This window comes from Bradyrhizobium sp. 63_E2_N1_3, from assembly GCF_052076005.1.
Lineage (GTDB): Bacteria > Pseudomonadota > Alphaproteobacteria > Rhizobiales > Xanthobacteraceae > Bradyrhizobium > Bradyrhizobium barranii.
In genome coordinates, this window is sequence record NZ_CP197235.1 from 6075022 (window position 1) to 6100464 (window position 25443).

Sequence of the window (25443 nt, forward strand, 5' to 3'; positions counted from 1 at the left end):
GAGGACCCATCATGGCCGCGCGTCGCCTGCGCCGTCGCCGAGCGAGGGGTCGAGGCGGCTGAGCCCATATGCTGTGGGCCCAGGTAATTCCAACGACCGCGACATGTACATCAAGAACCTGCGCGACTCCGGGTATAATCCGGAGAACAACTTCAACAGGTTCGGGAACGTGCAGGCAGCACCTTATGGGGGCGGCTAAACCTCGAATCCCCTTAACCCGGTACCGGCGCGGCTGCAGTCGCTAGGCCCGCCAAAACGGCTTTTCGAGTTCGTGCGCGATGTCGCTCCGGGAGACGCCGATATCGTGCAGGTCGGGCTCGGTCCAGCGTGCGAGCTCCCGGCGATCGCGATAACGCTGCCGCCAGAGATCAGAGATGAAGGGTCGCGCCAACGCTGGCCCAAACCTCGTAGAGGTTGAGGAGAGCCTTGATATCAGCGGAGATCAGGCGTGTTGAAGCAAACTTCACAGCTTTATCTCCCCCTATAAGTTCGGGAGGACTGTATCGCTGTGCTACTGACAGCATACTGTCAGCAGCAGGTAGCATCTCTGGCCCAAGGAACGGAGATGCCCCGGCTTCGGCTGGCAATCACTTTGCGTCATGTATTCTTGGGAAGTCCGATGTTGGCCCATCAGCGAAGTGACGACACCGCTCAAGGAGGTCCGCTTAGCGAGGCGGTGCGGACTGGATTTGCTCGCTCTGAGTTCTTCGCATTTTGACCCGAAGTCGACCTTAAACTCGTAACCAGCGAGAGGCTGATCGCAGCTTAGCAGAGTCCTTGGTGGGACTTAGCACAAGCGGCACGCTCCCCAGGATCCGCAGCAACCCGCGCAACCACCGAACCCCCAGCCACCATACCCCCAGTCATCGAACCCGATGTCGTCATAGAATCCGATGCTGAACCCGCAGCCGCCGCAACCGCAACCACGGAAGCCACGGCAACCACGGAAGCCACCGCAACCTCGGATGCCAACGAACCCGCTACCACCGCAACCTCGAATGCCAACAAGCCCGCCACCACCGCAACCTCGGATGCCAACAAACCCACCACCACCGCAACCTCGGCCGCCAACAAACCCGCCGCCACCGCAACCTCGGCCGCCAACAAACCCGCCGCCGCAACCTCGGCCGCCGCCGCACCCCCCGCCACCATGGCCGCACCCGCAACCACCGCACCCCCGCGCTAGCTGCACGCCGCCGCCAAAGTTTTCTCTATCGAAAAGATGGAACGTGGCCAGACTGACGTCGGCCATTTCCTCTTCGCCAAGAAAGAAGCGCTGATTTGGCGAGGTGTTGGATTGCGGGATACCGGTAGCGGGCATCGTGGATGCGGATGCGCTACTCGCCAGCGAAAGACCCAGTCCGGCCGCACCTAGCACCTTCACGGTGGCGGCTTTGGCTGTGCGCTTCTGCTTCGAAGCTTGCTTGACCCGTGGCATGATCGCACCCTCCGTAGTTCTTGTGAAAGCGCTCTGCAAGAGTGCGCTCGGCGAAACCGGCGCGCAAGGGTTACCTGTGCCATAAAATGCGAAACATCTCATCGAGCTCCATTCATCTTCAGAACCGAGATCGACACATGACCGCTTTTGGTTGAGCAGAATCACGCCAGCTGACCAGCGCAAGAGGCGTCGCGATGTCGGCTGTCTACGGGAAAGCGGAAGTCACACGATGGTTGGGCTGACCGCAGCTTTTGACCCAAAGCGGAAATCACTAGCTCGGTACCCCGCTTAGGTGAAATGTCGTAGCAAGGATGCGCCAGCCGTCGGGGGAGCGAACAAGGTTGTACGACTGCCGCCATTGCCTTGTGACGCTTCCATCCGGTCGGAGGTTTTTCCACGTTACAGTTCCGAGAGCACTGCGTTCGCCTATAGGAACAGCCACTACATCGTGCAGAGTTCCACTTTCGGCCCCTTCGCGTCGGTAGGTGTCGGCCACTCCTTGGAAAAACCGCGCAATCTCGTCACGTGACTGAAAACAATGTATCGACCCGTCACCCCGCATGGTGATGCAGGGAGCGCAGTAGAGTTTGGCGATTTGATCACCATCCCAGGTGGTGAATGTCTGCATGTATTTGTTGAAGAAGGCAGATATCTCGACTTCAAGCGCTTCCGGCATGATTTGTCTCCAGAGCTTTCATGTTCTGCGACGAGCAAGCCAACCCGAATTGTCTTGGGTTGCGATACAGCGCACGCGGAATTCGGATGGCGACATGCCGTTCAGCCGATCCGCTGCTGGGTCCAACTCCGCGCAACTGGCCTGCTCTACAGTTACGATCTGATCCGCGGCCAACCAAGCTACGATTGGAACTGAAGGGCCAATGATTACGAGATAGGCCAAGCCGAGAGCGGGAGACCAACGTTCAATACCAAGCCCCGTCCGGAAGACCACGGCCATTCCTAAGCCGAAGCACGCGATCCAAACGGCAAGCCAACAAGCAGAGATCATTCGTCTCTCCCCGCTCCAACAGTGTGCGCAATGTTACCGTTGACGCCCATCTCTCGCCAGAAGACAGTTTGCACCGAAGGGGCAATGCACTTGACCGATTCTGGGTGGTTAAGCTCACCTGCCCGTCAGGTGTTGATGGAAACGACGAGGTCATTGAATGCAAAAGGCTGATCGGCGATGTCGCCTATTGGCCCCAAGCAGCGGTTGGTGGATGTGTGCCATTCCGCTGCTGTCAGGGGAGAAGCAGACATCCGGCAAACAGGCCAAAAATGACGCGAATGACCTATAGCAGACCTGCACCCGAGCATTCGCCGAGTGGCCGCCTTAACCTCGCAGTGGCAGCGGGATGGAAAGCAGTTAACGCGCGAGTGCACTTCGTAATCTTAATTTACGCGAAGGCGTCCCACCGAAATTGCTCACCCGCGCCGACGAGTTGATCGAATAACTCGCTCTTAGCTGAGACGCATGGGTCCACACCTAGCCCGAGCCGACTCGCGCAGCGCTTCATCGCACTCCGCTTCCGGGCGTATTCAGACCTTGAGAAAGCATTGGCGAGGTCTGGCAGTGACCCGGCAGCTGACTCTGGATGCAAGCCTGAAGTAGACCGGGCGCTCTAGCACCCGTCGTCTCCTTCCACGACGGTCGACAGGAAGCTGGAACGAGCCAGATCACATGCAATCGGCTTCGAGAACGAGGTGCCAAACCATCTACTCGTCAACGACCCATCGTTGGTGACCCAGGGGATTGGCGGCAGTTGCGGCAGATAAGATGCATACGGCATCACTTTCGCAAGCGTCACTCTGACCAGATACTTTGCTAGAAAAGCCTCGTTCATTCCGCCGTCCAGTCCGCTATAGATCGGGGCTGCCGGCACGTTGTCATTGAGCAATCGCGCGAATTCGAGTTCGTCGGTACGTTGCTTCTCAAGCGCCCGCCGCGCAATTTTGGAATCCACGACAAACGCGGGGCATTTATCGGTGGGACTGAACACGAGAGGATACGGCGAATTTGGTGGAGCTTGCGCATCGAACACATAGCGTCGATTGCACACGTCCACCTTAGGTTCGAGATGCGTCGTCTCGAAGTGATCGTTGCCGACTTTGAGCATTTTCCAGAAGGAGAGGTTCGGGCTATTTCGATGCTGCGCCAGGTTTGCCGGCGTCAGGCGGAATGGATAAGCCTGGACCTGAAAGGACGGTCGGCCGCCGAGGGAGTCCCGCGCTAGCGAATAGATCTCGCTTATCTGTTCGTCGGTCATGGCATAGCAACCGCTCGATGAGCAGTCGCCATGGATCATGAGTAAGCTGCCGTCGCGATTGTTTGCCTTGTCGAAGCTGTTGGGAAAGCCGACGTTGATCGCGAGATGGTAATCGGAGTTGGGATTCATCAGCTCGGGAGTAATCGTATAGAACCCCTCTGGAGCCTGACGGTCACCCTCCTTCAGTTTCGGCCCGAGATCCCCCGACCACCGACAGATCGGGTACACCTTGAGGATTTTGAAGAGGCCGGTGGTGTCCTGTTTCCAGACTTCGAGCTCCGCCTCTTGCTTGAAGACGCGCACAAGGATAGGCGAGTATTTTGGCATCTTCTTTTGTCGGAGCAGCGAGAGCAACTCGGGTGGTAGCTCCTTTGTAGCCTTGGCCGGCAAGCGGTTGCTGTTTTCGCCAAGGCAGGTGGCCGGCGACAACGCCGCGAAAAAAGCTGCAGTCAGCACAAGCGCACGGAGTGCCGTGGCGCCGATCATGACCTTACCTCGGGCGTGGAATCTGCTCATTTGGGTAGCGTGTAGTCAGTGGGTTCGTAAGGCAAGCCCAGATGGACGCAGCCACCGGAGAAGTTCGAGCTTATCGTTGGCCTTGGGGATGCCAAGACGCTCGGTCTCGTCGTCCGCTTCTGGCCCATAGCTGACCTGCCCGATCGGTTCAGCCGAGGACTTCTTTTAACCCAAAGCTGACCTCAAGCAGTTCCGGAGACAATTAGGCAAAAAGCCCGCATTGGTTATGACAGCATTCTTGGCGGCGCTCGCGACATCGGCCAAGTCGGAGTTCATCAATGTGCCGACGGAGTGATCGCCACCGATAGCCAAGACCGGCATCGGCAATTTTCCGGTCTTTGCGAACAGCGTTTTGTTGTCCTCGCCGTCCTTAGTGAAGTCAGCAAACTGTCCGCTAAAGGCATCGTGGATGGCACCCGCACGAGCATAGAGCACCGCATCGTGATCCCGGGTCTTTCGTCGATCGCAGCGGGGGTATGGGTTCACGGCCTGGTTCGAAAACCGATACGGTTATCGAAGCATCGAGGCCGACAGTGCCAATGTTAGCGCTCGCCCTGCCGGAAGCCACTGGAACTCGTGCTAACGAGAAATATCGAAGTGTACTGCTTTGATAGTGTGAATCGCTTCCAACGGACGACGCTCGGAGACGTCAGGCGCAGGTGTCGTGCGCAGAAGCATTGTAGCCTGGAATCATGGGAGAGCCGAGCATGGATTCCATTTCTCGTCGCCATATGTTGGCAGCGACCGCTACCGGAGGTCTTCTAACGAGCGTTGGGCTGGCGCACGCGCAAACCGCGGACGGCGCGATTCCTCAGCCACAGCGACCGGGTCACGGCGGCACCGATCCCGGTCCGCGCAATCTCATGCGGGATCGGCAGAACCCGGATCTGCTGGTTCCGCCGTCGACCGATCATGGTACCTTGCCGAACCTGCGCTTCTCGTTCTCGGACGCCCATATGCGGCTTGAGCCGGGCGGCTGGACCCGCCAGGTCACGCAACGTGAGCTGGGCATTGCCAAGTCCATGGCCGGCGTGAATATGCGCCTGAACGCGGGCGGTGTGCGTGAGCTGCATTGGCATAAGGCGTCAGAATGGGCCTACATGCTCTATGGCAAGGCTCGCGTGACGGCGGTCGATTCCGAGGGGCGCTATTTCGTCGATGACGTCGGCGTCGGAGATCTCTGGTTCTTCCCGGGCGGAACCCCGCACTCGATCCAGGGCCTCGGCCCCGACGGCTGCGAATTCCTTCTCGTGTTCGACGATGGCGATTTCGACGAAGACAACACCTTCCTGCTCAACGACTGGTTCAAGCACATACCGGCCGATGTGCTGGGCAAGAATTTCGGAGTGCCTGCCTCGCTGTTCGGCCACACCCCCGATGAAAGCGAGCGCTATATTTTCCTGGCTCCGTTGCCGGGGCCGCTCGGATCGGAAGCCATATCGGGCGCAAAGGCGTCGGAGACGAGCTACACGTGGCGGATGATGGAGCAGGTGCCCATCAAGACGAAGGGCGGAACGGTGCGGATCACCGATTCCCGTTTGTTTCCAATCAGCACCACGACCGCAGCGGCCCTGGTTGAACTCGAACCTGGCGGATTGCGCGAGGTGCACTGGCACCCTAACGGAGACGAGTGGCTTTACGTCATCGAGGGACAGGCGCGCATGGGTGTGTTTGCCGGCCAGGGGCAGGCGCGCACATTTGATCTGCAGGCCGGCGACGTTGGTTACGTCCCGGTGGCGATGGGCCACTATCTCGAGAATACCGGCTCGACCAACTTTCGATTTCTCGAGACGTTCAAGAGTGACCGCTTTATCGATTTCTCTCTCGATACCTGGATGGCGGCAACACCGCCGGGACTGGTGCAAGCCCATCTCAAACTCGATCCGAAGGTGATGAGCGCGCTGCGCACGAACAAGGCTCTGGTCGTGCCGGAATAACCGCCCAAGTCGGAGTGAATCGCGGCGCACTCGTCCGGCGCCCGGTGGGCAGGCCGCTGGCGGACCGCCGGCAAGATTGCGCCATCTCCGGCTGCAGAAGGAGAACGCCATGAACGTTCTGACCTGGGCCGCCCTGCGTTGGTGGTCGCCGGATCCGCCTTAGCATCAAACGGTCAGGCCGAAACGGGCACCCGAGCGTCAGTGGCATCCTCAGTTTGCAGAGACAAGCTTTAGTCCAATCACGCCGGCCACAATCAAAGCAATGCAAAGTATCCGCGCAGGCGACGCAGAGTCGCCCAGCACTGCGATACCCAGAACGGCGGTACCCGCGGCACCGATACCGGTCCAGACCGCGTACCCCGTTCCTACGGGAAGTGTGCGGAGCGCCAGCGAGAGAAGAAAGACACTCGACAAACCGGTGGCAGCCGTAAACAGCGCGGGTATCAGCAGCGTGAAGCCTGCGGACCACTTCATACCGAAGGCGAATCCGATCTCGAGAAGGCCGGCGGAGGCCAATATCATCCATGCCATGTGGGTCAATCCATTCGCTGGTCACCGGGCGTTACGGCCGGGCTGCTTGTAAGGGGCTGGACGCGCATGGACCAATTTCCATGCGCGCCGCGTTTGCTGATGAGCGCCTCAAGCCTTACTGGCGGCAGCGGGAATCGAGCGGAACGAAATTCCCAATCGATTGAACGCGCTCATCAGGCCGATGGCATAGGTGAGGTCAGCGAGTTCCTTGTCGCTGAATTCGCCGGCGGCGGCCTCGTAGTCGGCATCGGGAACGCCGGTTTCGGCCACCCTCGTCACGGTTTCGGTCCAGGCCAGCGCAGAGCGTTCGCGCTCACTAAAGACTTCCCCCGCGTCTCGCCACACAGGCACCAGCACGAGCTTGTCCGTGGCGACACCAGACTTGAGCAGGTCGCGGGAGTGCATATCGATGCAGTAGGCACAGCCGTTGATCTGCGAAACCCGCAGATAGACGAGATCGACAAGTTGCTTTGAAAGGCCGCTTTTTTGAAGATAGACGTAGACCCCTCCAAAGGCCTTGAAGCCTTCCGGTGAAGCCTTGGCGTAATCGATGCGCTTGTTCATGATTGAATCCTCATCTGGTTGAAGGATTCCATCGTTTCGCATCTTGGCCTATTCAAGAAGGTCCATGATACGCGTTTGTAGCTGGACCATGATTTCCATAATCCGGCAGATCACGCTCGAGCTTCAGTCACATCAATCCCAAAATGCGCCGTCCGAAATTTTCGGCCGTGCGCCGCGAGGCGATATTCGTGAAGTTTAAAAGAAGGGCGGAAGCCCCATCATTGCGCCTCGTCCAATCCGTAAGTGCCTCCGCGTACAGGCCTTGTTCCCGCATGCTCGCAGCGAGCCGGCGATCTGAACGGTTGCCTCGCAGACGCAAGATCAGGTGCATGCCCCCCGGCTGTAAATCTATTCGCACATTTTTTCCCAGCACGCTTTCCAGCCCCGCCGCGGTTGCCGCGCGGCGCTCGGCATAGAGCCTCCGCATCCGCTGGATATGGCGCGCAAAATGTCCTTCGGCGATGAATGAAGTGACGATAGTTTGCGTAAGCCCCGGAGAGCCAGTTGAAAGGCTTTCGGTGACCTCCTCAAACCGCTCGACCTGCGCTTCCGGCACGACGAGATAGGCCAGCCGCATGCCTGGAAAAAGTACCTTGCTGAAGGTACCCGCATAGAGCACCCGCCCGTCACGATCGAGGCTTTTCAATGCAGGGAGGGGGCGGCTGACATAGCGGTATTCGCCATCGTAGTCGTCTTCGATGATCCATGCCTTGTTTCGCGCGGCCCAGTCCAACAGCGCCAGACGCCGAGGTAACGACAGGGACATGCAGAGCGGGCTCTGATGCGCAGGCGTGACCACCGCTGCGCGCGCCCGGGACGCGAGCTTGATGGCATCAGAAACGACCATGCCTTCCGCATCGACCGGCACCGAGATGCCTTCGATATGCATATATTCGAAAATTTCTCGCGTGGGCGGATATCCCGGGTCTTCGAGCCAGACGCGATCACCCGCCTTCAGCAGGGCATGACCGATTAGCTCCACGGTTTGGCGGTATCCCGAGGTCACGAACACCTGAGATGGGGAGCAGTTTATCCCACGCGAAACCTGGAGATATCTCGCGATTTCAGCACGCAGCGAAGGCAAGCCGGACACAGGGGGATGGATCATATCGGAAGGCTGCATGGCCCGCGCACTGCGCGCGCCAAGGCGTGCCCAGATCTTCCGGGGAAACGCATCCAGGGCGGGCAAACCCATCTGGAATGGCAGGATGGAATCCGGACGAAAACTGACTGCATCCATCCGGGGATCCGCTCGCGGCGTCGGGTTCGCAATGGATATTCGCGGCGTAAGGTCTGGGCTTACAATGGTTCCTGCCTGCCCGCGCGCCTCGACATACCCTTCAGCGGCCAGCAAGGAATAAGCCGTGTCGATGGTACCTCTGGCCAGCCCCAATTCCTTGGTCAACGCCCGTGCCGACGGAATGCGGTCACCAGGCTTCAACATTCCAGTGGCGATAGCGTCGCGAAACCGATCGTAAATCTGCCGGTAGAACGGTGCTGCCGCCTTCGGATCAAGCGGCGGGAGCTTTCGGGGATTCGCGGCAGGCATGGCCCGATCCGATCTTTCGATGAACGAAAAACCCACTATGCCATAACGGTTCGGATTGGTCTCCACTCCTCGCACGCTGCAGCGGTCAAGCCTGCGCCGGCAAATCATGGACCAGTCGCAAAGCTCATTCATGGTCCTTGGATGCAGGCCGAAATTGCTCTTTGCTGATGATCAGAGTTCGGACAGCAGAGATTGGAAAGCAGATGACGAAAATACTGCATTTGACTTGCAGCCCCCGCGGGCAAGCCTCGGAGAGTTACAGGCTATCTCAGAAAATCGTCGGCTACTTGCTGGATAGCGAGCCGACGGCAACCGTCATAATCCGACCGATCAGCGGCGTCCCCGATATCGATGAAAGCTACGCAACTGCTCTTGGCGCGACCGAGCGATCGTACCTGGAAATGTTTGTCGAGGGTTCCATGTCCCGGTCCGAAGAACTGATCCAGGAACTGGAGAGCGCGGACTTCGTCGTCATCGCAACTCCAATGCACAACTTCACCGTGCCTGCCGCTCTCAAAGCGTGGATAGATCACGTCGTTCGAGTCCGTCGAACGTTCGACGTGACTGCCCAAGGAAAACTGGGGGCGTTGCGCGACCGCCCGGTTTTTGTCGCAGTGTCCTCGGGCGGAAGATTTTCCGGCGATCGCGCGCATCAGCCCGATTTTCTCACGCCGTATCTAAAAGCTATCCTCGGCACCATCGGGCTGCATGATTTGACGTTCTTCTCCGTTGAAGGATCGGCGCTTGGTCCTGATGCATTGGTCGCAGCCCGAACCAAGGCGGATCAGGCAATGCAGAGGTTCTTCCTCCGTTTCGCGCCCAATTCAACGGGGGTGTTTCAGCAAGCTGTATGAACGCGCAACGGCCTTCCCGCGCTCAGTTCGGCCACCGATACGTCCGTTCCTGGCCCTGAGCAGACGCTGCCGCTTCGCGCGGAAGCTGGGGGACGCCTGCACCTCGCGGGATTCCCTACCAGCGAGACCAGTACAGCGCCCGGGAAGCTGAGGTACTTGCCTCCTCAATTGAGCAAGCAAAAATTCCCCCAAACATCAGAGCCTCGCTAAGAACGGAGATTGACTTAACCGAGATCACGCAAGAGACCTTTTGCTCGCTTAAGGTCGGCGGTGTTGAGACCTTCGGTAAACCGGTCGTAAATCGGTTGTAGCAGCGCCTTCGCTTCGGCCGGTCGGTCCTGATCGCGAAACAACTGTCCCAAGCTTGTGGCGGCGCGTAGTTCCCAGGACAGAGCGCCCTGCAGGCTCGCCCACTTCATCGCCCGGAAAAACTGATCCTCGGCCGTTGCCGCAGCGCCGGGCGCACCTTGCAACAGCAGCAGTTCGCCCTTGATGCGCAGCAGCTCGGCGATACTCAAGCGTTCTTCGCTCTCCTCTGCGCGCGCGATCGCATCGTGTACCACCGAAAGTCCTTCGCCCACTTGCCCGACGCGCCCCAAGCCTTCCGCCATCTCACCAACGAACAGGAAATAGCGATGCGATGCGTTGACTTCGTCGCCGAGTTCGTCGATGCCTGACCGCAGCAGCGGCAATCCGCCGGCGGTATCTCCGCGCTTGATCGCTAGCAGTCCTTGATGGCTGCGGGCAAAGGCAACATAGCGCATCAGCGAATGCCTGGTCGAAAGGTCGATCAGCCTTGTCACGTAATGGTCTGCGACATCCATATCGCCGCTCCACAGCGCGATCGGGCATGCTGCGTTGGCGACGATGTAGCACACCGAGTTGACGTGTCTGCTGGCAGATGCCTCATGCAGGTATGTTTCGGTGACGTGCATTGCGCGATCCGGAAATCCCTGCAGCCATAGGGTCCGGCCCAGAAAGGCGCCGGCGGTCACCCGCTGGTTGCTCCGGAAACGGCTGATCCGCGACTTTTGGACTGGAGGAACATAGTGCGCGAGCATGCGTTCGAGGTGATACCTCGCGCTCGCTTGATCGCCGAGGCATTGCTGCGAGATGCCGATCAATCGCTCTCCGATCAGCCGATCGTTGGAATTTGACCGGCTTGCCGCAAGAGCGCTGAATCGTTGCGCGGCGGTCAAGGAGGCGCGAAGGCGGCCGGCGACCCGGTGAAAGAACCACAGGCCTAGCAGCGACCGCAATTGGTGCTCGACATCGTCAAGCCTCTCTGCAAGCTCCAGCGCCTTCGTCCAGGCTTCGCCGAGCGCGGGAATTTTCGCGTCGGTGACAAATATCAGGGTCGTGCCGAGCGCGGTATACAGCTTCATCTCGAGGCGCGCGTCGCCATTGACGGCAGCCCCAAGGGCGCCGATCGCCCGCTCCACGCGGCCGCGGCATTCCTCCAGCAACGACGAATGGACGCATAGGGGCACTGCGGCCGCGGTCAGCCCCGCGCCAATCTGCACGTCACCGCTGGGTGAAAAGGCCCAACCCAGCGCCGCGCGCAGGTTGTCGATGTGCCGTCCATAGTCGCCCATCCAGTCGACCGTGGGGCGCATCTCCAGCTCCGCTTCAGCCCGCTCGAACAAGTCCCGGTAATATTCGGCATGGCGACGTGCGAGCCGTTCCCGTTCCCCGCTCTCGCCGAGCTTTTCGAGGGCATACGTATGGGTCGTATCCAATAAGCGGTAGCGCGCCGTGGTGGCATCGATTTCCGCCACAACCAGCGACTTCGAAACCAGGCTGGAAATTCCATCGACCACGTCCGGCAAAGCGATCCCGGCGCCCGTTACCACCGCGCAGATCGCCTCCAGGTCGATGGCGCCGGCGAAGACCGCGAGCCGGCGGAGGAGCACCAACTCAGGCTCAGTCAGTAGCTCGTAGCTCCAATCGAAGGTCGCCCGCAGAGTTTGGTGCCGCGGCAGCGCCGTCCGCCCTCCGGTCAGCAGCTGAAAGCGATCGTCAAGGTGAGCGGCGAGTTCTTCGACACCGAGTGCCGTGACACGTGCCGCCGCCATTTCAATCGCGAGCGGTATGCCATCAAGACGCCGGCAGATCGCCGCGATCGTCTTTGCCTGATAGCCATCCAGAACCGCCCCTGCCTCGGTTGCTCGTGCACGTTCGATGAATAGTCTGACGGCGCCGTATTCCAGGAGATCGTCCGCGCCCTCCGTCGGAATCGAGAGCGGCTGCACCCAGTAGACCTGCTCCCCCTCGGCCCGGAGCGGCTCGCGGCTGGTTGCGATGATCTGAGCCGAGGATCCGGCTCGCAGCACGCCCTCAGCCATCCTCGCCGCGGCGTCGATCACATGCTCGCAGGTGTCCAACACCACCAACAAGCGCCGCGCTGCCAGTGCCAGCGCCACGCGCTGCGTCGAAATTTCACCGCCGCCGAACTTGAGTCCGATCGCGGCAGCGAGCGCTATGGGAACCAGACTGGGATCCGCGAGCGGCGAGAACTCGGCCAGCCACACCCCCTCTGGAAAATGCGGCAGCAGTTCACGGGCGACCGCGAGCGCGAGCCGTGTCTTGCCGATGCCCCCCGCCCCGGTCAGGGTGACGAGCCGGCCGGCACGGACAAGCTTCGAGATTTCCTCGACCTCGGCGGTGCGGCCGATCAACGCTGAAACCGGCTGCGGCAGGTTGGTCGACGCTAATGGCTGCGCCGACGCACTTTCCTTTAGGTAGAGTGGATGTCCCGGTCCGGTTGCTGGCCGCATGGTCCAGATGCCGCGCAGGTGATAGCCGCGGCCGGACACCGTCTTCAACAACTCGCGATCTGCGCCGAGCGCCTTGCGAATGGCGGATATATGAATCTGGAGCGTGTTTTCTTCGACCGTCGCAACCGGCCACACCCGATCTATAAGATCGCGCTTGGTGACAAGCTCGCCGCCCGACTGAACCAAAATCTCCAGAATCTCGAATGCGCGGTTCCCGATCGGAACGGAAACACCTCGGGACCGCAGCTCACGCTGGGTAAGATCGATCTCCCACCCGTTCGACTCATAGACGGCTCGTAGGCCTTGCTCGGCCATCACGGCCTGCCCCGTCGGTTGAGTAATCCTAAGAAAATCTCAGCATCAGATCAGGGAACCGCTCCAGGAAATCAGCTTAAACGTTGATCTGGGCAGTGGGCAAGGGCCGTCGAACTATCCGCTTAACGCGCGGCATATCAATGGCTTGATACCCAGTATCTGCTTGGGTGATCTTCTGAGCAAGATTAGCAAAACAGCATCAATGGCGGGCAAGCGATTGATGCAGGGCCCGAGTAAGATCACTCTCTAACCCAGCGGCGCGCTGTTGCGCAGGCTTCGCGGTGTCGCTGCGCCCAAATGTAAACGGGAGAGCGAACATGATCTCTGCGGCATTTCCCTACAAGAAGCAGCGGCGGCGGGTCCTCGGCCGCGAGATGGCGTATGTCGAGGTGGGAAAGGGCGACCCCATCGTACTGCTGCACGGCAATCCCACTTCGTCGTATCTCTGGCGCAATGTGTTGCCGCACCTGAAGCCGCTGGGTCGCTGCATCGCCCCCGACCTGATCGGCATGGGCGATTCCGACAAGCTGCCTGACAGCGGTCCCAACTCGTATCGCTTCGTCGAGCACCGCCGCTATCTCGACGCCCTGCTCGAGTCCCTGGACGTGCGCGAACGGGTCACCCTCGTCATCCATGACTGGGGTTCGGCGCTCGGCTTCGACTGGGCCAACCGCCACCGCGAGGCCGTGAAGGGTATCGCGTACATGGAGGCGATCATGGGGCCACAATACTGGGACCACTGGGACAAGTTCGAAATGCGTCACGCCTTGCAAGGGCTGCGTTCCGAGCAAGGCGAGGAAATGGTCTTGCGAGACAATTTCTTCATCGAGAAGATCCTGCCGGGAGCCATCCTTCGCAAAATGTCCGACGAAGATATGGCGGAGTACCGACGGCCCTTCGCCGAGCCCGGCGAGGGCCGGCGTCCGACGCTGACGTGGCCAAGGCAAATCCCCATCGAGGGCGAGCCCGCCGACGTGACTGCGATCGTGACCGCCTACGCTGACTGGCTTAAGACGAGCCATATACCCAAGTTGTTCCTGAGGGCGGAGCCCGGTGGGATCCTCGCCCATGGCCCGGTTCTCGATTTGGCCCGCAGCCTCCCGGCACAGACCGAGGTGACGATCTCGGGACTCCATTTTGTTCAGGAAGATTCGCCGGACGAGATCGGACGGGCCGTCGCCGGCTGGATGGAGGCGTTGGGCTGACGGCGGCCATGCAGGGCTGCGATATCAGGATCATCAAGGCTCACTCTGAGTTCTTCGCATTTTGACCCGGAGCGGAAGTCGCAGACCAAGACGGTCCGAACCTCAGGCATGGACACCAGCCAACGAATCCGGCGGTGGCGCAAATGCGAAGTGCCGCGGCGTCTACCAGGGCGACCTCCGCATAGACCACAGGATAGCGTTCGTGAGAATTCGCTGGTAGCGGGCGTCCCGCCAAACTGACGGCTCGTGGCCTAGCGCCGAGTAAAATACTCGTCCCTCGCCATAGAATCGGGTCCAGGTGAGAGGCCAGCCATAGAATCGTTGATGTACGCCGGTCTTGCCAAGGTCCACCGAGCTTGGGTCGAGGCGCAGGAGCACGCGTGAACCACGATAGTCGAAGTCGCCGATTTGGTAGATCTCGTCCTCGACTTGCACCGAATTCCCGAGAAAAGCCACCAGGGGATCGCCGGGATCAACCACCTCGATCTTCACGGCCTGATGCCAAGGATGACCATTAAAGTAGCCGCCGACCAGATCGAGATAGTCCGGCCAAGTGTAGAATGTGTCCGTCGCCGAATGAACGCCGAGGAACCCGCGGCCCGAGCGCACAAAGTTGAGAAGAGCTCTCTTTTGCGCGTCGCTCATCGGAAGTTCTCCTGACGTATAGAACATCACCGCTGCGTAGCGCTCGAGGTTTTCGGTAGAAAATTCAGACGTGTCTTCCGTTGCAGTGACTTCAAAAACACCCGAATGGCTTCCGAGCTGGGTCAGGATAACCTTAGAAAGCGGTATGACATCATGCCGGTAGCCGGCGGAGTATGTGAAATAGAGGATGCGCTCTCGCGGACGCTCCGCATGCGCGCCGAGTGGTCGGATTGCCGCCGCGCCGCCGAGGAGCGCGATGAACTCACGTCGCCTCACAATCGCCTCCGCCAAAACCAACCATGTGTTGAAGAAGCCTAGCACAGATCAGCCCAGCGCCGACCGGGGGGCATCGCCCTCTCGCGTCCTATGCGACGCTGCTGGCCTGATCCTATTGTGACCGTCGGCGATTGTCCGCCCGTGCGCACAATTTTAGGTTATCTATTCGGATAGTGTTGGGCTGAATAGCCTATGCTGCTTAAGCGTTGCACTACAGCTATCGGACAGGATGATCTCGGAGGCGCATGCATTCAGCTTTCATTTGGTATTTTTTATCCATGAAAGGCCGCATCGGTCCGCAGGAATTTCGATTGGGACTTTTGGGACTTGTGCTAGTCGACATGCTCGTCGTGCGCATCGCGAGGAAGCTCACTGATTCAGGACCCCAATACTATAGCGTCAACCCTCCGCTCGACTGGCCCATCGTCCCGGCTGTCCTCTTTATCTCGCTCTGGCCGCTCGCTGCAATCTTTGTGAAGCGACTACATGACTTCAACATCTCGGGTTGGTGGGCGCTCACAATCCTCGCAATTCCTCTCCTCGTCGACGTGCTCAGCATTCCGTATTGGCTTCCTTATCTTTTATTGGCGGCAATCCTGAGTGCATTTCCCGGACGGCCTGGCGACAATCGGTTCGGCTCGACCTCGCTACCGCGCACGCGCGTCTAGCGCGCCCCCAAAGCAGACCGGCCGGGCGTTTGAACGGTGGCGCGAAAGTCAGCCGCAATGTCTGCCGATGGCCCATCCCTGCCGACAGCGCTCCTCAACGACAGGTCAGCTTCGCAGGGTAAACCCGGCGCGCCGATCCGCAGCGAACCACGCCGGACTTCGACCCAATTCGGACTTTGGTTGGTATCCCAGGCCGGACATCAGCTGCCTCCAGACTTGGTGGCTTCCCGCACGAGGACGTCCATCAACATTTTGGCGGGTATCTCGCGGGCAAGCGCCGCCGCCTGACCTGACCAGAGTGGCGTGAAATCGGAGCTTCCATTCTGCTCAGCCGCAGCACGCAGCGGCGACAGTTCGCCCATGGGCAGCGGAAAGTCCGGCGCCGCGTCCGACCAGGGACCGATCTCGGCGGCAAGGCGATTGACCAGAACCCTCGCGGGTCGCCCGGAGAACACGTTGGTCACGACAGTCCGGTTCAACCGCGCGTTTCGCAGGGCCTCGCGATGGAGCGGGGGCGTTGCCGACTCGGCACAAAGCAGAAAGGCGGTTCCAACCTGCACGCCGGCGGCCCCGAGTGCGAACGCCGCTGCGATCCCTCGCCCATCCCCGATCCCGCCGGCTGCGATCACGGGCACGCTGACGGCGTCAGCGACTTGTGGCACAAGGGCGAACGTGCCGGCCTGTGAGGCGATCGCGCGCTCGCTGTTAGAATCGAGGAATGAGCCTCGATGTCCTCCGGCTTCGTACCCCTGAGCGATGATCGCATCGGCACCATGCTTTTCGAGCCAGCATGCTTCGTCGACTGTCGTCGCCGATGAGATCACCTTGCAGCCGGCTGCCTTGACCCGATCGACCAATCCGGGCTCGGGCAAACCGAAATGAAAGCTTACCACCTCCGGCCGGACCTGTTCGACTACGGCGGACGCGGCATCGCCGAACGGAGCGAGATCGAGGCGCGGTGCAGCCGTTGCGGGGGCGATGCCCAGTTCGCGATAATACGACGAAAGCTTCTCATGCCAGGCACGCTCGCGAGCGGCGTCCGCCTTTGCCGCATCGTGGCAGAAGAAGTTGAGATTGATTGGTTTCTTCGTCAGTCGCCGTAGCTCGGCAACGGTCTTTGCAATGAGTTCAGGCGTCAAGACAGCGCAGCCGATCGAGCCCATGCCGCCGGCATTCGAGACCGCGGCTGCAAGGTCTACCGTGCCCAATCCGGCCATCGGTGCCAGCACAATCGGATGCTCGATCTTGAACAATTCAACAAGACGTCGGTTAGACCACATCGCACGCCTCCTACCAGTGGCCGGCGGACGCGCCGCCATCGACATGCATGATCTCGCCGGTGACGAAAGCCGCTCGCTCAAGATACATCACGGCGTCGACGACCTCCTGTATCTCGCCCATGCGGCCCATCGGCTGCAAGCTTGCTAGGAAGCCATGCGCCTCCGGCGCATGCATAGGGGTCGCGATCGCACCAGGCGATATGGCATTCACGCGGATATTCCGGCTTGCGTACTCGATCGCGAGCGAGCGGGTGATCGCGTTGAGACCGCCTTTGGTTAGCGCCGCGAGCGCCGCCGCCAGGGACGCCATCGGCTGCTCGGCGATCGTGGCCGTGATATTGACGATGTGACCCGAGCCCGCGAGCAGCATCCTCGCCGCCACCCGCTGCGTCAGATTGAAAAAGCCCGCGAGATTGACCCCGACCATCTTGGCGAAGTCGGCCTCAGAATACTCGGTAAAGGGCTTCGCAATGAACAGGCCGGCATTGTTGACGAGCGTATCGATCCGTCCGAAGCGCTCGATGGCCAGTTCCACGATGCGATCGGCCGTCTTTGCGCTGGCGATATCGCCATCGACCGCGGGCATCGACGGATCGTCGCTCCTGCCGATCGAACGAGAACTGGCAACGACGTGATAGCCGATATCCCGGTAGGCCTCGAGCAATCCTGCGCCAATGCCGCGCGATGCTCCGGTGATGATGGCAACCTTCCGTTCGGACGTCATATTCGCTTCTCCTTCACGCAAAGTGCATGGATGGGCGAACAGTTACCCTGATCGAGGCAATGCCGCTTTGCATCGCCTGCTCAGCTATTGTCATTTCCTGCCGTCGGTGGATGCAGATCGTTACATCGGTAACAAAGTCAAGCCAGCCGGTTTCGCCGATATTGCGCCGGTGTCTGGCCCGTGGCTCGCCGGAATGCGCGGGTGAAATTGGCCTGGCACGAAAACCTGAGCCCGAGGGCGATATCGACCAAGGCCCGGTCCGCATCGCAGAGCAGATCCTTGGCGCGTTCGAGGCGCCTTGCACTGACATGCCGATGCGGCGATTTGCCGATGGCGGCCTTGAACGCGCGCGCGAAATAAAACTCGCTCAGGCAGGCAACCGAGGCCAGCCGCGCTACCGTCAGATCGCCCTCCAAATTGGCTTCGATATAGTCGAGCACCCGCGCCAATCTGCGTCGGTCGAGCCCTTCCCCTGCGGCCGGCATGACCAGGCCGGACCGCGGCGCAGCATGATTCTGGATCAATCTTGCCACCAGACTCAATGCCAGGGTTTCGGCGAGCAGCCTGCCCGCGGACGTCTCGTGTTCCAGTTCGAGCATGATGGCAAAGGCCATCTCGGCAAGCAGTGGATCGCGGAAGCCGCCCTTGTGGCGGAGTGAATCGATCGCCGTCGCGTCGAACCCTTCACCCAGATCATGCGACAAGAACAAACCGGTCGGTAGGTAAAGATGCAAAATCGCGGGCACCGGCTCGGACATGTCGATCAGGCCTTGCTGCACGCCGGCCGGACGAAACCAGATGGTTCCACGTTCGGAGATGGTCGAGTCGATGGCCCCGTCCAGCCGACGCGTGACAACGGACCGACTACCGCGCACATCAACGCAGATCTCGGCATCAGGCTGGGGGTTATTCCAGGCAACCGTACCGCGGTGGCTGCGAAGCTCTGCCGTGAGATTTGACCAACCTCGCGTGGCGGATGAGGCCAGCAGCCCGGCGACGCCGTATTTATTGGAGCTGCGTTCGCCTGACGGCGTCGGCCGAGATGTCAATTCCTGATTTCGGCCAAATAAATCCACGCCGGCGTCACCTTTGGACATGCTGCGGGCTCGACGGCGTTAATGTGGTCGGACTCGTGGCTGACCGCAACTCTCGCCCCCGCCCTATCACGCATCTGCGATCAGGCAGTGTAGCCGCTCACTTCCGTTATTGGCCCCCAACCGACGTTGCCACGCTGCTGCCGACCGCCAGCTTTTGACCCACAACGGACATGGCCTCCGTCATAGGGGCAATATTTCTGTTTCAGTGCTGCGGCCCCCCGTCGAGCTCTCGTTCGTCAACCAGCCCGCCTCCCGCACGATGGCGACGGCTGACCGGGCGACCGGGGCCGTGATTCCATTGACGAGCTGCAGTCGCAGATTGCGACCCTCGGTAACGGCCCGCACGACCGCCTTCCTCGCGACCCACCAGGAGCGATGTACCTGCAGGCCATCGGCATTTTCGAGCGCCATCATTGCCTGGTTAAGCGTTGCCAGTACAAGGCGAGAGTTGCCGGCGGTATGGACGCGTACGTAGTGGTCCTCCATCTGCAGGCAAAGCACCGCGGAAGGTGGCGCACCGAGTAGCCCGAAAGCGGTTGGCGGCGCTTCGCCGGCTTCCTTGGCCTGTTGCCGGCGATGTAACCGGGCCTGCATAAGAAGGGTGAAACCGAGCACAATCGGCAAGGCGGTGATCAGCCCCTGCAAGTACCAATCGAGTGGTCGTAAGATTTTCAGGAAGGGCCATATCGATACGGCGATCGACACGACCCAGATCTGGAATGGCGCGTTCAGGATGACGACGCCGAGGAAGATCGACATCCAGGTCATCGCCGGGTTCAGGCGGAGCCGCAGCACCACCCGGATGAGCGATCCGAAAAGGAGGATTCCGGGTAAGAAGCAGGCGAGTTGAAACACCACGCGCTGCCAGGTCGGTCCGTTCAGATAGCTACCAAACGGTCCGATCAGGCCGAAAAAGATGGCGCAGACGCTCGCGATCGCGAGGTCAACGGCCCAATCCCGCAGAAAGTCACTCCGGCGCGCTTCGCTCATAAGGCCATTATAGTGGCGGTTTGCCCGCCGGCGAACCCATTTGCCCGTTGGCGAACAATTGCTGGCGCAGGCCTGTGCCGTTTGCTGGATCCTTGGCGTCCCACTCGCCGAGAGGTTCCCATGCGCTACACGATTGCATATTTTTTCGCCGTACTCATCGCAGTCACCGCCGGCCAGGCCGACGCCGCGGTCGGGTTCCGGCATTTCAGCATCGACGATCCGCAAGGCCCACCTATCGAGGTGGGCGTCTGGTATCCGACCACGATGCCCCCGAAGCTGGAGGCGGTCGAGACCGATCAACAGATGGTCGCCCGCGACGCGCCGCTTGAGGGCACCGGTCTTCCGCTGGTGGTCATATCGCACGGTCACGGAGGCTCCTATGCCGGGCACCTCGACACCGCCACGGCCCTGGCCAATGCAGGATTCGTCGTCGCCGCTCTTACGCATAATGGCGATAGCTGGCGCGACCAAAGCCGTCCGACCGCAATCTGGGAACGGCCACGGCAATTGAAGCTGCTCACGGACTACATGCTGGGCGCATGGGGCGACCACGGGCGCCTCGATGCCAATCGCGTTGGCGCGTTCGGCTTCTCGGCTGGCGGCTTGACGGTGCTAGCGGCCGCCGGCGGCGAGCCGGACCTTCGGACCCTTCCGAGCCACTGCAAGGCGCATCCCGCCTTCGAAGACTGTCAGATCATGGAAGAGCACCCGTTGCTGCCGGATACCGATATCGTCTGGACCCACGATCCGCGACTCAAGGCGGTGGTCTCCGCCGCGCCCGCTCTCGGTTTTACCTTCGGGACCAACGGTCTGGCGGCGGTGCTCCAGCCGGTGCAGCTCTGGCGGGCCGAGGATGATCAAGTGCTACCACACCCCTATTATGCGGAAGCCGTTCGGCTCGCGTTGCCGACGCCACCCGAGACGCACGTCGTGGCTGACGCCGGGCACTACGACTTTCTGAAGCCGTGCTCTGCGGACCTGGCAACCCGCATGCCGGCAATCTGCACAAGCAAGCCGGGCTTCGACCGCGCTGCGTTTCATGAGCGCTTCGACCACGACATCGTCGCCTTCTTCAAGCGGACGCTGCAGTAGCAGGTTTTGAAGTGGGATGTCCGTTCCTGGCCGTTAGTTGACATTCCCGCGCTCAGAGCGAACGTCCCCTCATGACCCGAAGCGGACATTACGGATATTGGTGGCTGTGGAAATCGACGTGACTCAATGCTCACCTCCTGAGTTGCAAGCGGAACGACGCAAAGCATGAAGAGCGGCACAGGGTCACTGCACCCATGTGCCCCGTGCTTCATCCGAACAACAGGAGAATTGCATTTTTCACAGCGCATTCGGTCAGGACAGCTGACGGTGCGCGCTGCGTATTCCGGGCATGACGCTGACGTTCGCCGCGTTCCATGCTATTATGCCAATATTCCAGGTCGTTCGGTCGAGCCTTGTATTGAGGTCAAAACCGATGATTGGAGCCACCATCCCCACATACTTCGTCAGTCCAAGGCGAAGCATCAAGAAAGCATGATCACGTTGACGCTCGGCGCCGGCGTGCAAACTCGATTTGACAGGAGAAAGCATACGCAGGTCGATTTCAACTCGCGGCAGTTCACGGCGGAGACCTGAACCGCCGCTTGATCTAAGGAGGCACTCATGAACTCCATCAACGTGCGCATAGTCCCCACAGTCACCGCAGCGATGAGACTCACCAAAGCAACGGCTTTTGCTGCTGCGCTCGTGTCCTTTGCCCCCGCGGCTGTCGCGGGAGAGCCGATTGAAAAGAAGGGGACTACTCCTTATGTGACGCACTTTATTTTTCGGCCCTTGATGAGCATTGACACCGCCGAACTCGGCAAGGCCACTACGCTGGAGGCGGTCGGCACCACTCAAAACATGAAGGGAGAGAAGATGCTGGACAAGATGTCAGCACGCTGCGTGGCGCTGAACGTCGCGTCCGGAGACAAGAAATACATTGACGGCGCTTGCGTGCTCGCCGACAGCGACGGCGACAAGATTTTCTCGACCTTCGATACTCGAGACCTCGACAAGGCCCAGCCGAAGATGGATTGTGGAACGCATATCATCACCGGCGGCACCGGTAAGTATAAGGGCATCACCGGAAGCGAACCATTTGCGTGCATAGCTATGCCTGCGCTGGCTGGCTCTGGCGATTATTTTGCGATGGACATCCCGCACAACACGTCCTGGGAAATCAAATGATCCTGAACCCGATGTCGCCGTAAAGATGGTTGTTGAGGCGGCCATCAATCGCTGAACGAGAGCCCAGCCCACCACAGCTGGGCTCTTCTTCTGTTCGTAATTTGGGTCAGATGGTCCGCTTGTGGCCCCAAGCGGTCGACCCGGCATGTCCGCTAGATGTCCGCTCCTTGGGGGTGAAGCAGACTTGATATGCTCAGCCCGAGTTCTTCCGGGTGTGACCCGAAGGCGAAGTCGCCGCTGTCCGTATGCATGTCCGTTAATGGGGGGCTGAGCCGACTCGTTCTGCTCGCGGCGAGTCTTTCCGTTGATGAGTCGGCCCATCGCCTAGGTTGCTGCATCCAATATGTCGCTGAGCGACGCGACCGATCATACGTCCGACGGCAGTGGATAGCATTGTTGCCTGATCAGTCATTCGCGCCGACGTCCGTAAAAAGGAACCCCGCCGGCGTCTTGGTAAAGACGAAGATGAGCTCGCCGCAGAAGACGAAGTAATTGTCATTGTTCTCTTGATCGCGATCGTAGACGGCCTTGCCGCGCTGGACACACGCGCGATTTTTCGGCGTGAACGAGGTCGGATAGGTCTTGGCGCGAAATTGCGCGGCGTCGCGAATTGCGCTGTCGTTCATGAACGGCAATCGTGTCATACCGGCGACGGCGGCGGAATCGTTTGTCCTCAGCGCCGCGCGAAACTTCTCGATGAAGCCATCGAATTCCTTCTGCAAGGCAGGAGAAGCGACGGCTTTCTTCGGCGCCTGGGCGACGGCTGGAGCAAGGTTCACGAGAGCGGTTACGAGCATAATTCTCAGCAAAAATCCCACGGGTCGGCTCCGTCCATCGTCCAATCAAGGTCTTCCGACCGATCCAAATCCGTGGTGTTCTGTTGCGTCAAGGACTTTCTGGGTAAGCGTCGTTATCAGGCCACGGCTTTGAGGAACTGAGTGCGGTAGGCCCAAGGCAATAGCTGGTCGATGTCGCGGTTCGGATGACCACTGACGATCCTGGTCAGGACGTCGGTGAGATAGGCAAGCGGATCGACGTCGTTGAGCTTGCAGGTCTCGACCAGGGACGCGACGACCGCCCAGTGTTCGGCACCACCGTCGGATCCGGCAAACAGCGCGTTCTTGCGACTGAGCTTGATGCCGCGGATCGATCGTTCGACCGTATTGTTGTCGAGCTCGATGCGACCGTCATCGATGAAGCGCGTCAGCCCCTGCCAGCGCGAGAGAGCGTAGCGGATGGCGGCGGCGAGCTTGATCTTCTGGCTGATGAGAGCCAGCTTGGCGCGTAGCCAAGCCTCGAAGGCATCGGCCAGCGGTCGGCTTTTCTGCTGACGCACGAGACGGCGCTCCTCCGGGCTGCGGCCGCGGATCTCCTTCTCGATCGCGTAGAATGCGGCAATGTGCTTCAGCGCCTCGCTTGCGATCGGCGCGGGGCCCGCCGTCGCGAGTTCGTAGAAGTTGCGCCGCATGTGCACCCAGCAGAAGGCGAGCTCGACCTCGCCGCGCTCGGCAAGCTTTGGATAGGCGGTGTAGCCATCGACCTGCAGGACGCCCTTGTAGCCGGCAAGATGGCTGAACAACCGCTCGGCCTTGCGGTCGGGTGCATAGACATAGGCGATGCCGGGCGGATCGAGGCCGCCCCAGGGCCTGTCGTCGGCGGCATAGGCCCAGAGCTGGCCGGTCTTGGTGCGCCCTCGACCGGGATCGAGCACCGGCACCGTCGTCTCGTCGGCGAACAGCTTGGACCTCGCTCGAAGCATCGTGAGAAGGCGCTCATGCAGCGAGCGCAGGTGGAAGGCGGCATGCCCAACCCAGTCCGCCAGCGTCGATCGATCGAGAGCGATGCCCTGGCGGGCATAGATCTGGGCCTGCCGGTAGAGCGGCAGATGATCGGCATATTTGGACACCAGAACCTGGGCGACCGTGGCCTCGGTCGGCAGGCCGCCCTCGATCAGCCGGGCCGGAGCCTCGGCCTGCACGACACCATCCTCGCAGGCACGACAGGCGTATTTGGGACGCCGGGTAACGACAACGCGGAACTGCGCCGGCACCATGTCCAGCCGCTCGCTCTTGTCTTCACCGATCCGATGCAGTTCGCCCTGGCAGCAGGGGCAGGTCTTGTCGTCGATGTCGACGACGACCTCGATCCGCGGCAGATGCGCCGGCAGTGCCCCGCGGTTGACGCGGCGCTTGCGCGCCCGTTCCGCCCGACCTTCCGGGGCGGTCTCGTCCTGACCGGCCTCGGCAGAGGCCGCGACCTGCTCGACGTCCTCGAGGCCCAGCAGCATCTGTTCCTCAGGAAGCGACTCCGCCCTCCGGCCAAAGCGATGACGCTGCAATTCCTTGATGATCTGGCGCAGCCGCTCGCTCTCGTGCCGCTCGGCAAGCAGCATCGCCTTCAGCGTCTCGGGATCATCAGGAAGGTTATCGCTCACGGGCAAATCAGAGCATATTCGCGCCCGCCTGACGACGTACTCGATGCCTCTGATTCACTTCGCCGCAGCGCGGCCCACAATTATCCGGCTTGCGTCGGGACGACCGTCTCCCGTGCCGCGTGGACACGCCGCCAATCGAGCCCTTCGAGCAGCGCCGACAATTCTGCCGCTGACAAACGCATCACGCCATCCTCGATCTTCGGCCAGCGGAAGACGCCTTCCTCGAGCCGCTTGGCGAACAGGCACAAACCCGTACCATCCCAGAAGATCAGCTTGATCCGGTCCGCGCGCTTGGCACGGAAGACATAAACAGCACCCGAGAACGGATCGGCCTTCATGTGCTCGCGTACCAACATAGCAAGCCCTTCCATTCCCTTGCGGAAGTCGACTGGCTTGGTTGCCACCATCACCCGGACAGTGCCGGACGGGCCGATCACCGGCTTGCCTTCAACGCATGGACGATGGCCGCAATCATCGCCACGTCCGCGCCTTGGCCGACCCGGATAGTGACGCCTTCGGCTTCGATCTCGATGCCCCCAACATCCGGCTTGGCCTTCCGTCGCGCTGTCTTGCGCTCACGGCCCGCAACCGCGACCGGCGCCATGGCGTCTACCACCGCAGGTACAAACTGCGGATCGTTAGCCATCGGCGCCGGCTGCCGGCGCGCTTGCCGGCGCCAAGTGAACACTTGTTGTGGGGTCAGCCCGTGTCGCCGGGCAATCTCGGAAACGACCGCGCCTGGTACCAGCGTCTCCTCGACAATCCGGGCCTTGTCGTCCTTGGAGAACCAACGACGTCGTCCCGTCTCCGTGATCACTTCCAGCCGGCGCGCCGTTACATCCGACTTAAGCGTATGGTCAAACATAGACACAAACCGATCCCTTCAAAGAGATCGTGAAACTCGCCTATCCCATCTGCCCCGAAAAGGTGGGAGCGGAACGACGCTTACCTTTCTGGCTCGCCGGCGCAGCGTTAACCCCGCCCAGGCATGGACCAATAGCATTTGCCGGAGCATGCGCTGGCATGTTTTGCCGCGCTCGCTTATGGCCCTCAGCCGAAGGTCAATTGAGCGCGTGTCATGTCGGCTGTCAGGGGCAAACCGGACGCCGATACAGCTTGGCGCCCACTGCTGCTTTTGACCCTTAGCGGACAATCTCCA

The 25443-nt window shown here is 60.6% G+C and carries 24 protein-coding genes; 7 read left to right on the forward strand and 17 right to left on the reverse strand.

What is annotated here, in order from left to right; genetic code table 11:
• Window positions 1–241: 241 nt before the first annotated feature.
• The 4 genes from AB7531_RS29230 to AB7531_RS29245 form a co-directional block, all read right to left on the reverse strand.
• Window positions 242–391 carry a DUF1127 domain-containing protein gene (locus AB7531_RS29230; protein WP_231144533.1) on the reverse strand — a complete coding sequence of 50 codons (150 nt, stop codon included), beginning with the start codon at window positions 389–391 and terminating at the stop codon, window positions 242–244.
• Between the two features lie 1318 nt (window positions 392–1709).
• On the reverse strand, window positions 1710–2114 hold the full coding sequence (locus AB7531_RS29235) for a nuclear transport factor 2 family protein (protein WP_084795216.1): 405 nt from the start codon (window positions 2112–2114) through the stop codon (window positions 1710–1712).
• 943 nt (window positions 2115–3057) lie between these two features.
• Window positions 3058–4188, reverse strand: a complete 1131-nt coding sequence (locus AB7531_RS29240) for a L,D-transpeptidase family protein (protein ID WP_231144531.1) — start codon at window positions 4186–4188, stop codon at window positions 3058–3060.
• Between the two features lie 195 nt (window positions 4189–4383).
• On the reverse strand, window positions 4384–4653 hold the full coding sequence (locus AB7531_RS29245; protein WP_063984220.1) for a hypothetical protein: 270 nt from the start codon (window positions 4651–4653) through the stop codon (window positions 4384–4386).
• A 272-nt stretch (window positions 4654–4925) separates the two neighbouring features.
• On the opposite strand from AB7531_RS29245, the gene AB7531_RS29250 reads away from it, so the two are divergent.
• Window positions 4926–6155 carry a cupin domain-containing protein gene (locus AB7531_RS29250; RefSeq protein ID WP_063984221.1) on the forward strand — a complete coding sequence of 410 codons (1230 nt, stop codon included), beginning with the start codon at window positions 4926–4928 and terminating at the stop codon, window positions 6153–6155.
• A 210-nt stretch (window positions 6156–6365) separates the two neighbouring features.
• Here the strand turns inward: AB7531_RS29250 and AB7531_RS29255 are convergent, their stop codons facing one another.
• The 3 genes from AB7531_RS29255 to pdxR all read right to left on the reverse strand — a co-directional run bounded on the left by AB7531_RS29255 (window position 6366) and on the right by pdxR (window position 8799).
• Window positions 6366–6686: a DMT family transporter gene (locus AB7531_RS29255; RefSeq protein WP_063984222.1), complete on the reverse strand. Its 321-nt coding sequence runs from the start codon at window positions 6684–6686 to the stop codon at window positions 6366–6368.
• A 108-nt stretch (window positions 6687–6794) separates the two neighbouring features.
• Entirely contained in the window at window positions 6795–7250 is a 456-nt protein-coding gene (locus tag AB7531_RS29260; protein WP_441280202.1) for a carboxymuconolactone decarboxylase family protein, read from the reverse strand.
• A gap of 127 nt (window positions 7251–7377) precedes the next feature.
• Window positions 7378–8799 carry a MocR-like pyridoxine biosynthesis transcription factor PdxR gene (gene pdxR / locus AB7531_RS29265; RefSeq protein WP_063986506.1) on the reverse strand — a complete coding sequence of 474 codons (1422 nt, stop codon included), beginning with the start codon at window positions 8797–8799 and terminating at the stop codon, window positions 7378–7380.
• Between the two features lie 203 nt (window positions 8800–9002).
• Between pdxR and AB7531_RS29270 the strand changes: the two genes are divergently transcribed.
• Entirely contained in the window at window positions 9003–9653 is a 651-nt protein-coding gene (locus AB7531_RS29270) for an FMN-dependent NADH-azoreductase (protein ID WP_063986507.1), read from the forward strand.
• 224 nt (window positions 9654–9877) lie between these two features.
• Here AB7531_RS29270 and AB7531_RS29275 read toward each other — a convergent pair whose 3' ends face one another.
• Entirely contained in the window at window positions 9878–12745 is a 2868-nt protein-coding gene (locus tag AB7531_RS29275; protein ID WP_063984224.1) for an ATP-binding protein, read from the reverse strand.
• 317 nt (window positions 12746–13062) lie between these two features.
• Between AB7531_RS29275 and AB7531_RS29280 the strand changes: the two genes are divergently transcribed.
• Window positions 13063–13950, forward strand: a complete 888-nt coding sequence (locus AB7531_RS29280; RefSeq protein ID WP_063984225.1) for a haloalkane dehalogenase — start codon at window positions 13063–13065, stop codon at window positions 13948–13950.
• Window positions 13951–14112: 162 nt separating this feature from the next.
• On the opposite strand, the gene AB7531_RS29285 is transcribed toward AB7531_RS29280, so the two are convergent.
• Window positions 14113–14871 (reverse strand): ThuA domain-containing protein, encoded by a 759-nt coding sequence (locus tag AB7531_RS29285; RefSeq protein WP_231144530.1) that lies wholly within the window; start codon window positions 14869–14871, stop codon window positions 14113–14115.
• 245 nt (window positions 14872–15116) lie between these two features.
• Between AB7531_RS29285 and AB7531_RS29290 the strand changes: the two genes are divergently transcribed.
• Window positions 15117–15539, forward strand: coding sequence for a DUF805 domain-containing protein (locus tag AB7531_RS29290; protein WP_231144529.1), 423 nt, complete (start codon window positions 15117–15119; stop codon window positions 15537–15539).
• Window positions 15540–15739: 200 nt separating this feature from the next.
• Here the strand turns inward: AB7531_RS29290 and AB7531_RS29295 are convergent, their stop codons facing one another.
• From AB7531_RS29295 to AB7531_RS29310, 4 genes are all read right to left on the reverse strand, one after another.
• Window positions 15740–16819, reverse strand: coding sequence for an NAD(P)H-dependent flavin oxidoreductase (locus AB7531_RS29295; RefSeq protein ID WP_063984227.1), 1080 nt, complete (start codon window positions 16817–16819; stop codon window positions 15740–15742).
• 10 nt (window positions 16820–16829) lie between these two features.
• Window positions 16830–17543 carry an SDR family NAD(P)-dependent oxidoreductase gene (locus AB7531_RS29300; RefSeq protein WP_063984228.1) on the reverse strand — a complete coding sequence of 238 codons (714 nt, stop codon included), beginning with the start codon at window positions 17541–17543 and terminating at the stop codon, window positions 16830–16832.
• A gap of 137 nt (window positions 17544–17680) precedes the next feature.
• Window positions 17681–18640 carry a helix-turn-helix domain-containing protein gene (locus tag AB7531_RS29305; RefSeq protein ID WP_231144527.1) on the reverse strand — a complete coding sequence of 320 codons (960 nt, stop codon included), beginning with the start codon at window positions 18638–18640 and terminating at the stop codon, window positions 17681–17683.
• A gap of 180 nt (window positions 18641–18820) precedes the next feature.
• Complete coding sequence (locus tag AB7531_RS29310; RefSeq protein WP_063984230.1) at window positions 18821–19630, reverse strand: LytTR family DNA-binding domain-containing protein; 810 nt, start codon at window positions 19628–19630, stop codon at window positions 18821–18823.
• 120 nt (window positions 19631–19750) lie between these two features.
• On the opposite strand from AB7531_RS29310, the gene AB7531_RS29315 reads away from it, so the two are divergent.
• The 3 genes from AB7531_RS29315 (at window position 19751) to AB7531_RS29325 (ending at window position 21850) form a co-directional block, all read left to right on the forward strand.
• The gene (locus tag AB7531_RS29315) at window positions 19751–20722 is read left to right on the forward strand and encodes an alpha/beta hydrolase family protein (RefSeq protein WP_063984231.1); all 972 of its coding nucleotides are present in this window, start codon (window positions 19751–19753) and stop codon (window positions 20720–20722) included.
• A gap of 165 nt (window positions 20723–20887) precedes the next feature.
• Complete coding sequence (locus AB7531_RS29320; protein WP_231144526.1) at window positions 20888–21256, forward strand: hypothetical protein; 369 nt, start codon at window positions 20888–20890, stop codon at window positions 21254–21256.
• Between the two features lie 27 nt (window positions 21257–21283).
• Window positions 21284–21850, forward strand: coding sequence for a hypothetical protein (locus tag AB7531_RS29325; protein ID WP_063984233.1), 567 nt, complete (start codon window positions 21284–21286; stop codon window positions 21848–21850).
• A gap of 404 nt (window positions 21851–22254) precedes the next feature.
• Here the strand turns inward: AB7531_RS29325 and AB7531_RS29330 are convergent, their stop codons facing one another.
• The 4 genes from AB7531_RS29330 to tnpA all read right to left on the reverse strand — a co-directional run bounded on the left by AB7531_RS29330 (window position 22255) and on the right by tnpA (window position 25149).
• Complete coding sequence (locus tag AB7531_RS29330) at window positions 22255–22668, reverse strand: hypothetical protein (RefSeq protein ID WP_245328455.1); 414 nt, start codon at window positions 22666–22668, stop codon at window positions 22255–22257.
• A 95-nt stretch (window positions 22669–22763) separates the two neighbouring features.
• Window positions 22764–24242 carry an IS66 family transposase gene (gene tnpC / locus AB7531_RS29335; RefSeq protein ID WP_063986009.1) on the reverse strand — a complete coding sequence of 493 codons (1479 nt, stop codon included), beginning with the start codon at window positions 24240–24242 and terminating at the stop codon, window positions 22764–22766.
• 122 nt (window positions 24243–24364) lie between these two features.
• Entirely contained in the window at window positions 24365–24721 is a 357-nt protein-coding gene (gene tnpB, locus AB7531_RS29340; RefSeq protein WP_063980520.1) for an IS66 family insertion sequence element accessory protein TnpB, read from the reverse strand.
• Complete coding sequence (tnpA, locus tag AB7531_RS29345; protein ID WP_063980519.1) at window positions 24718–25149, reverse strand: IS66-like element accessory protein TnpA; 432 nt, start codon at window positions 25147–25149, stop codon at window positions 24718–24720. The genes tnpB and tnpA overlap by 4 nt, the downstream gene beginning before the upstream one ends.
• Window positions 25150–25443 lie beyond the last annotated feature (294 nt).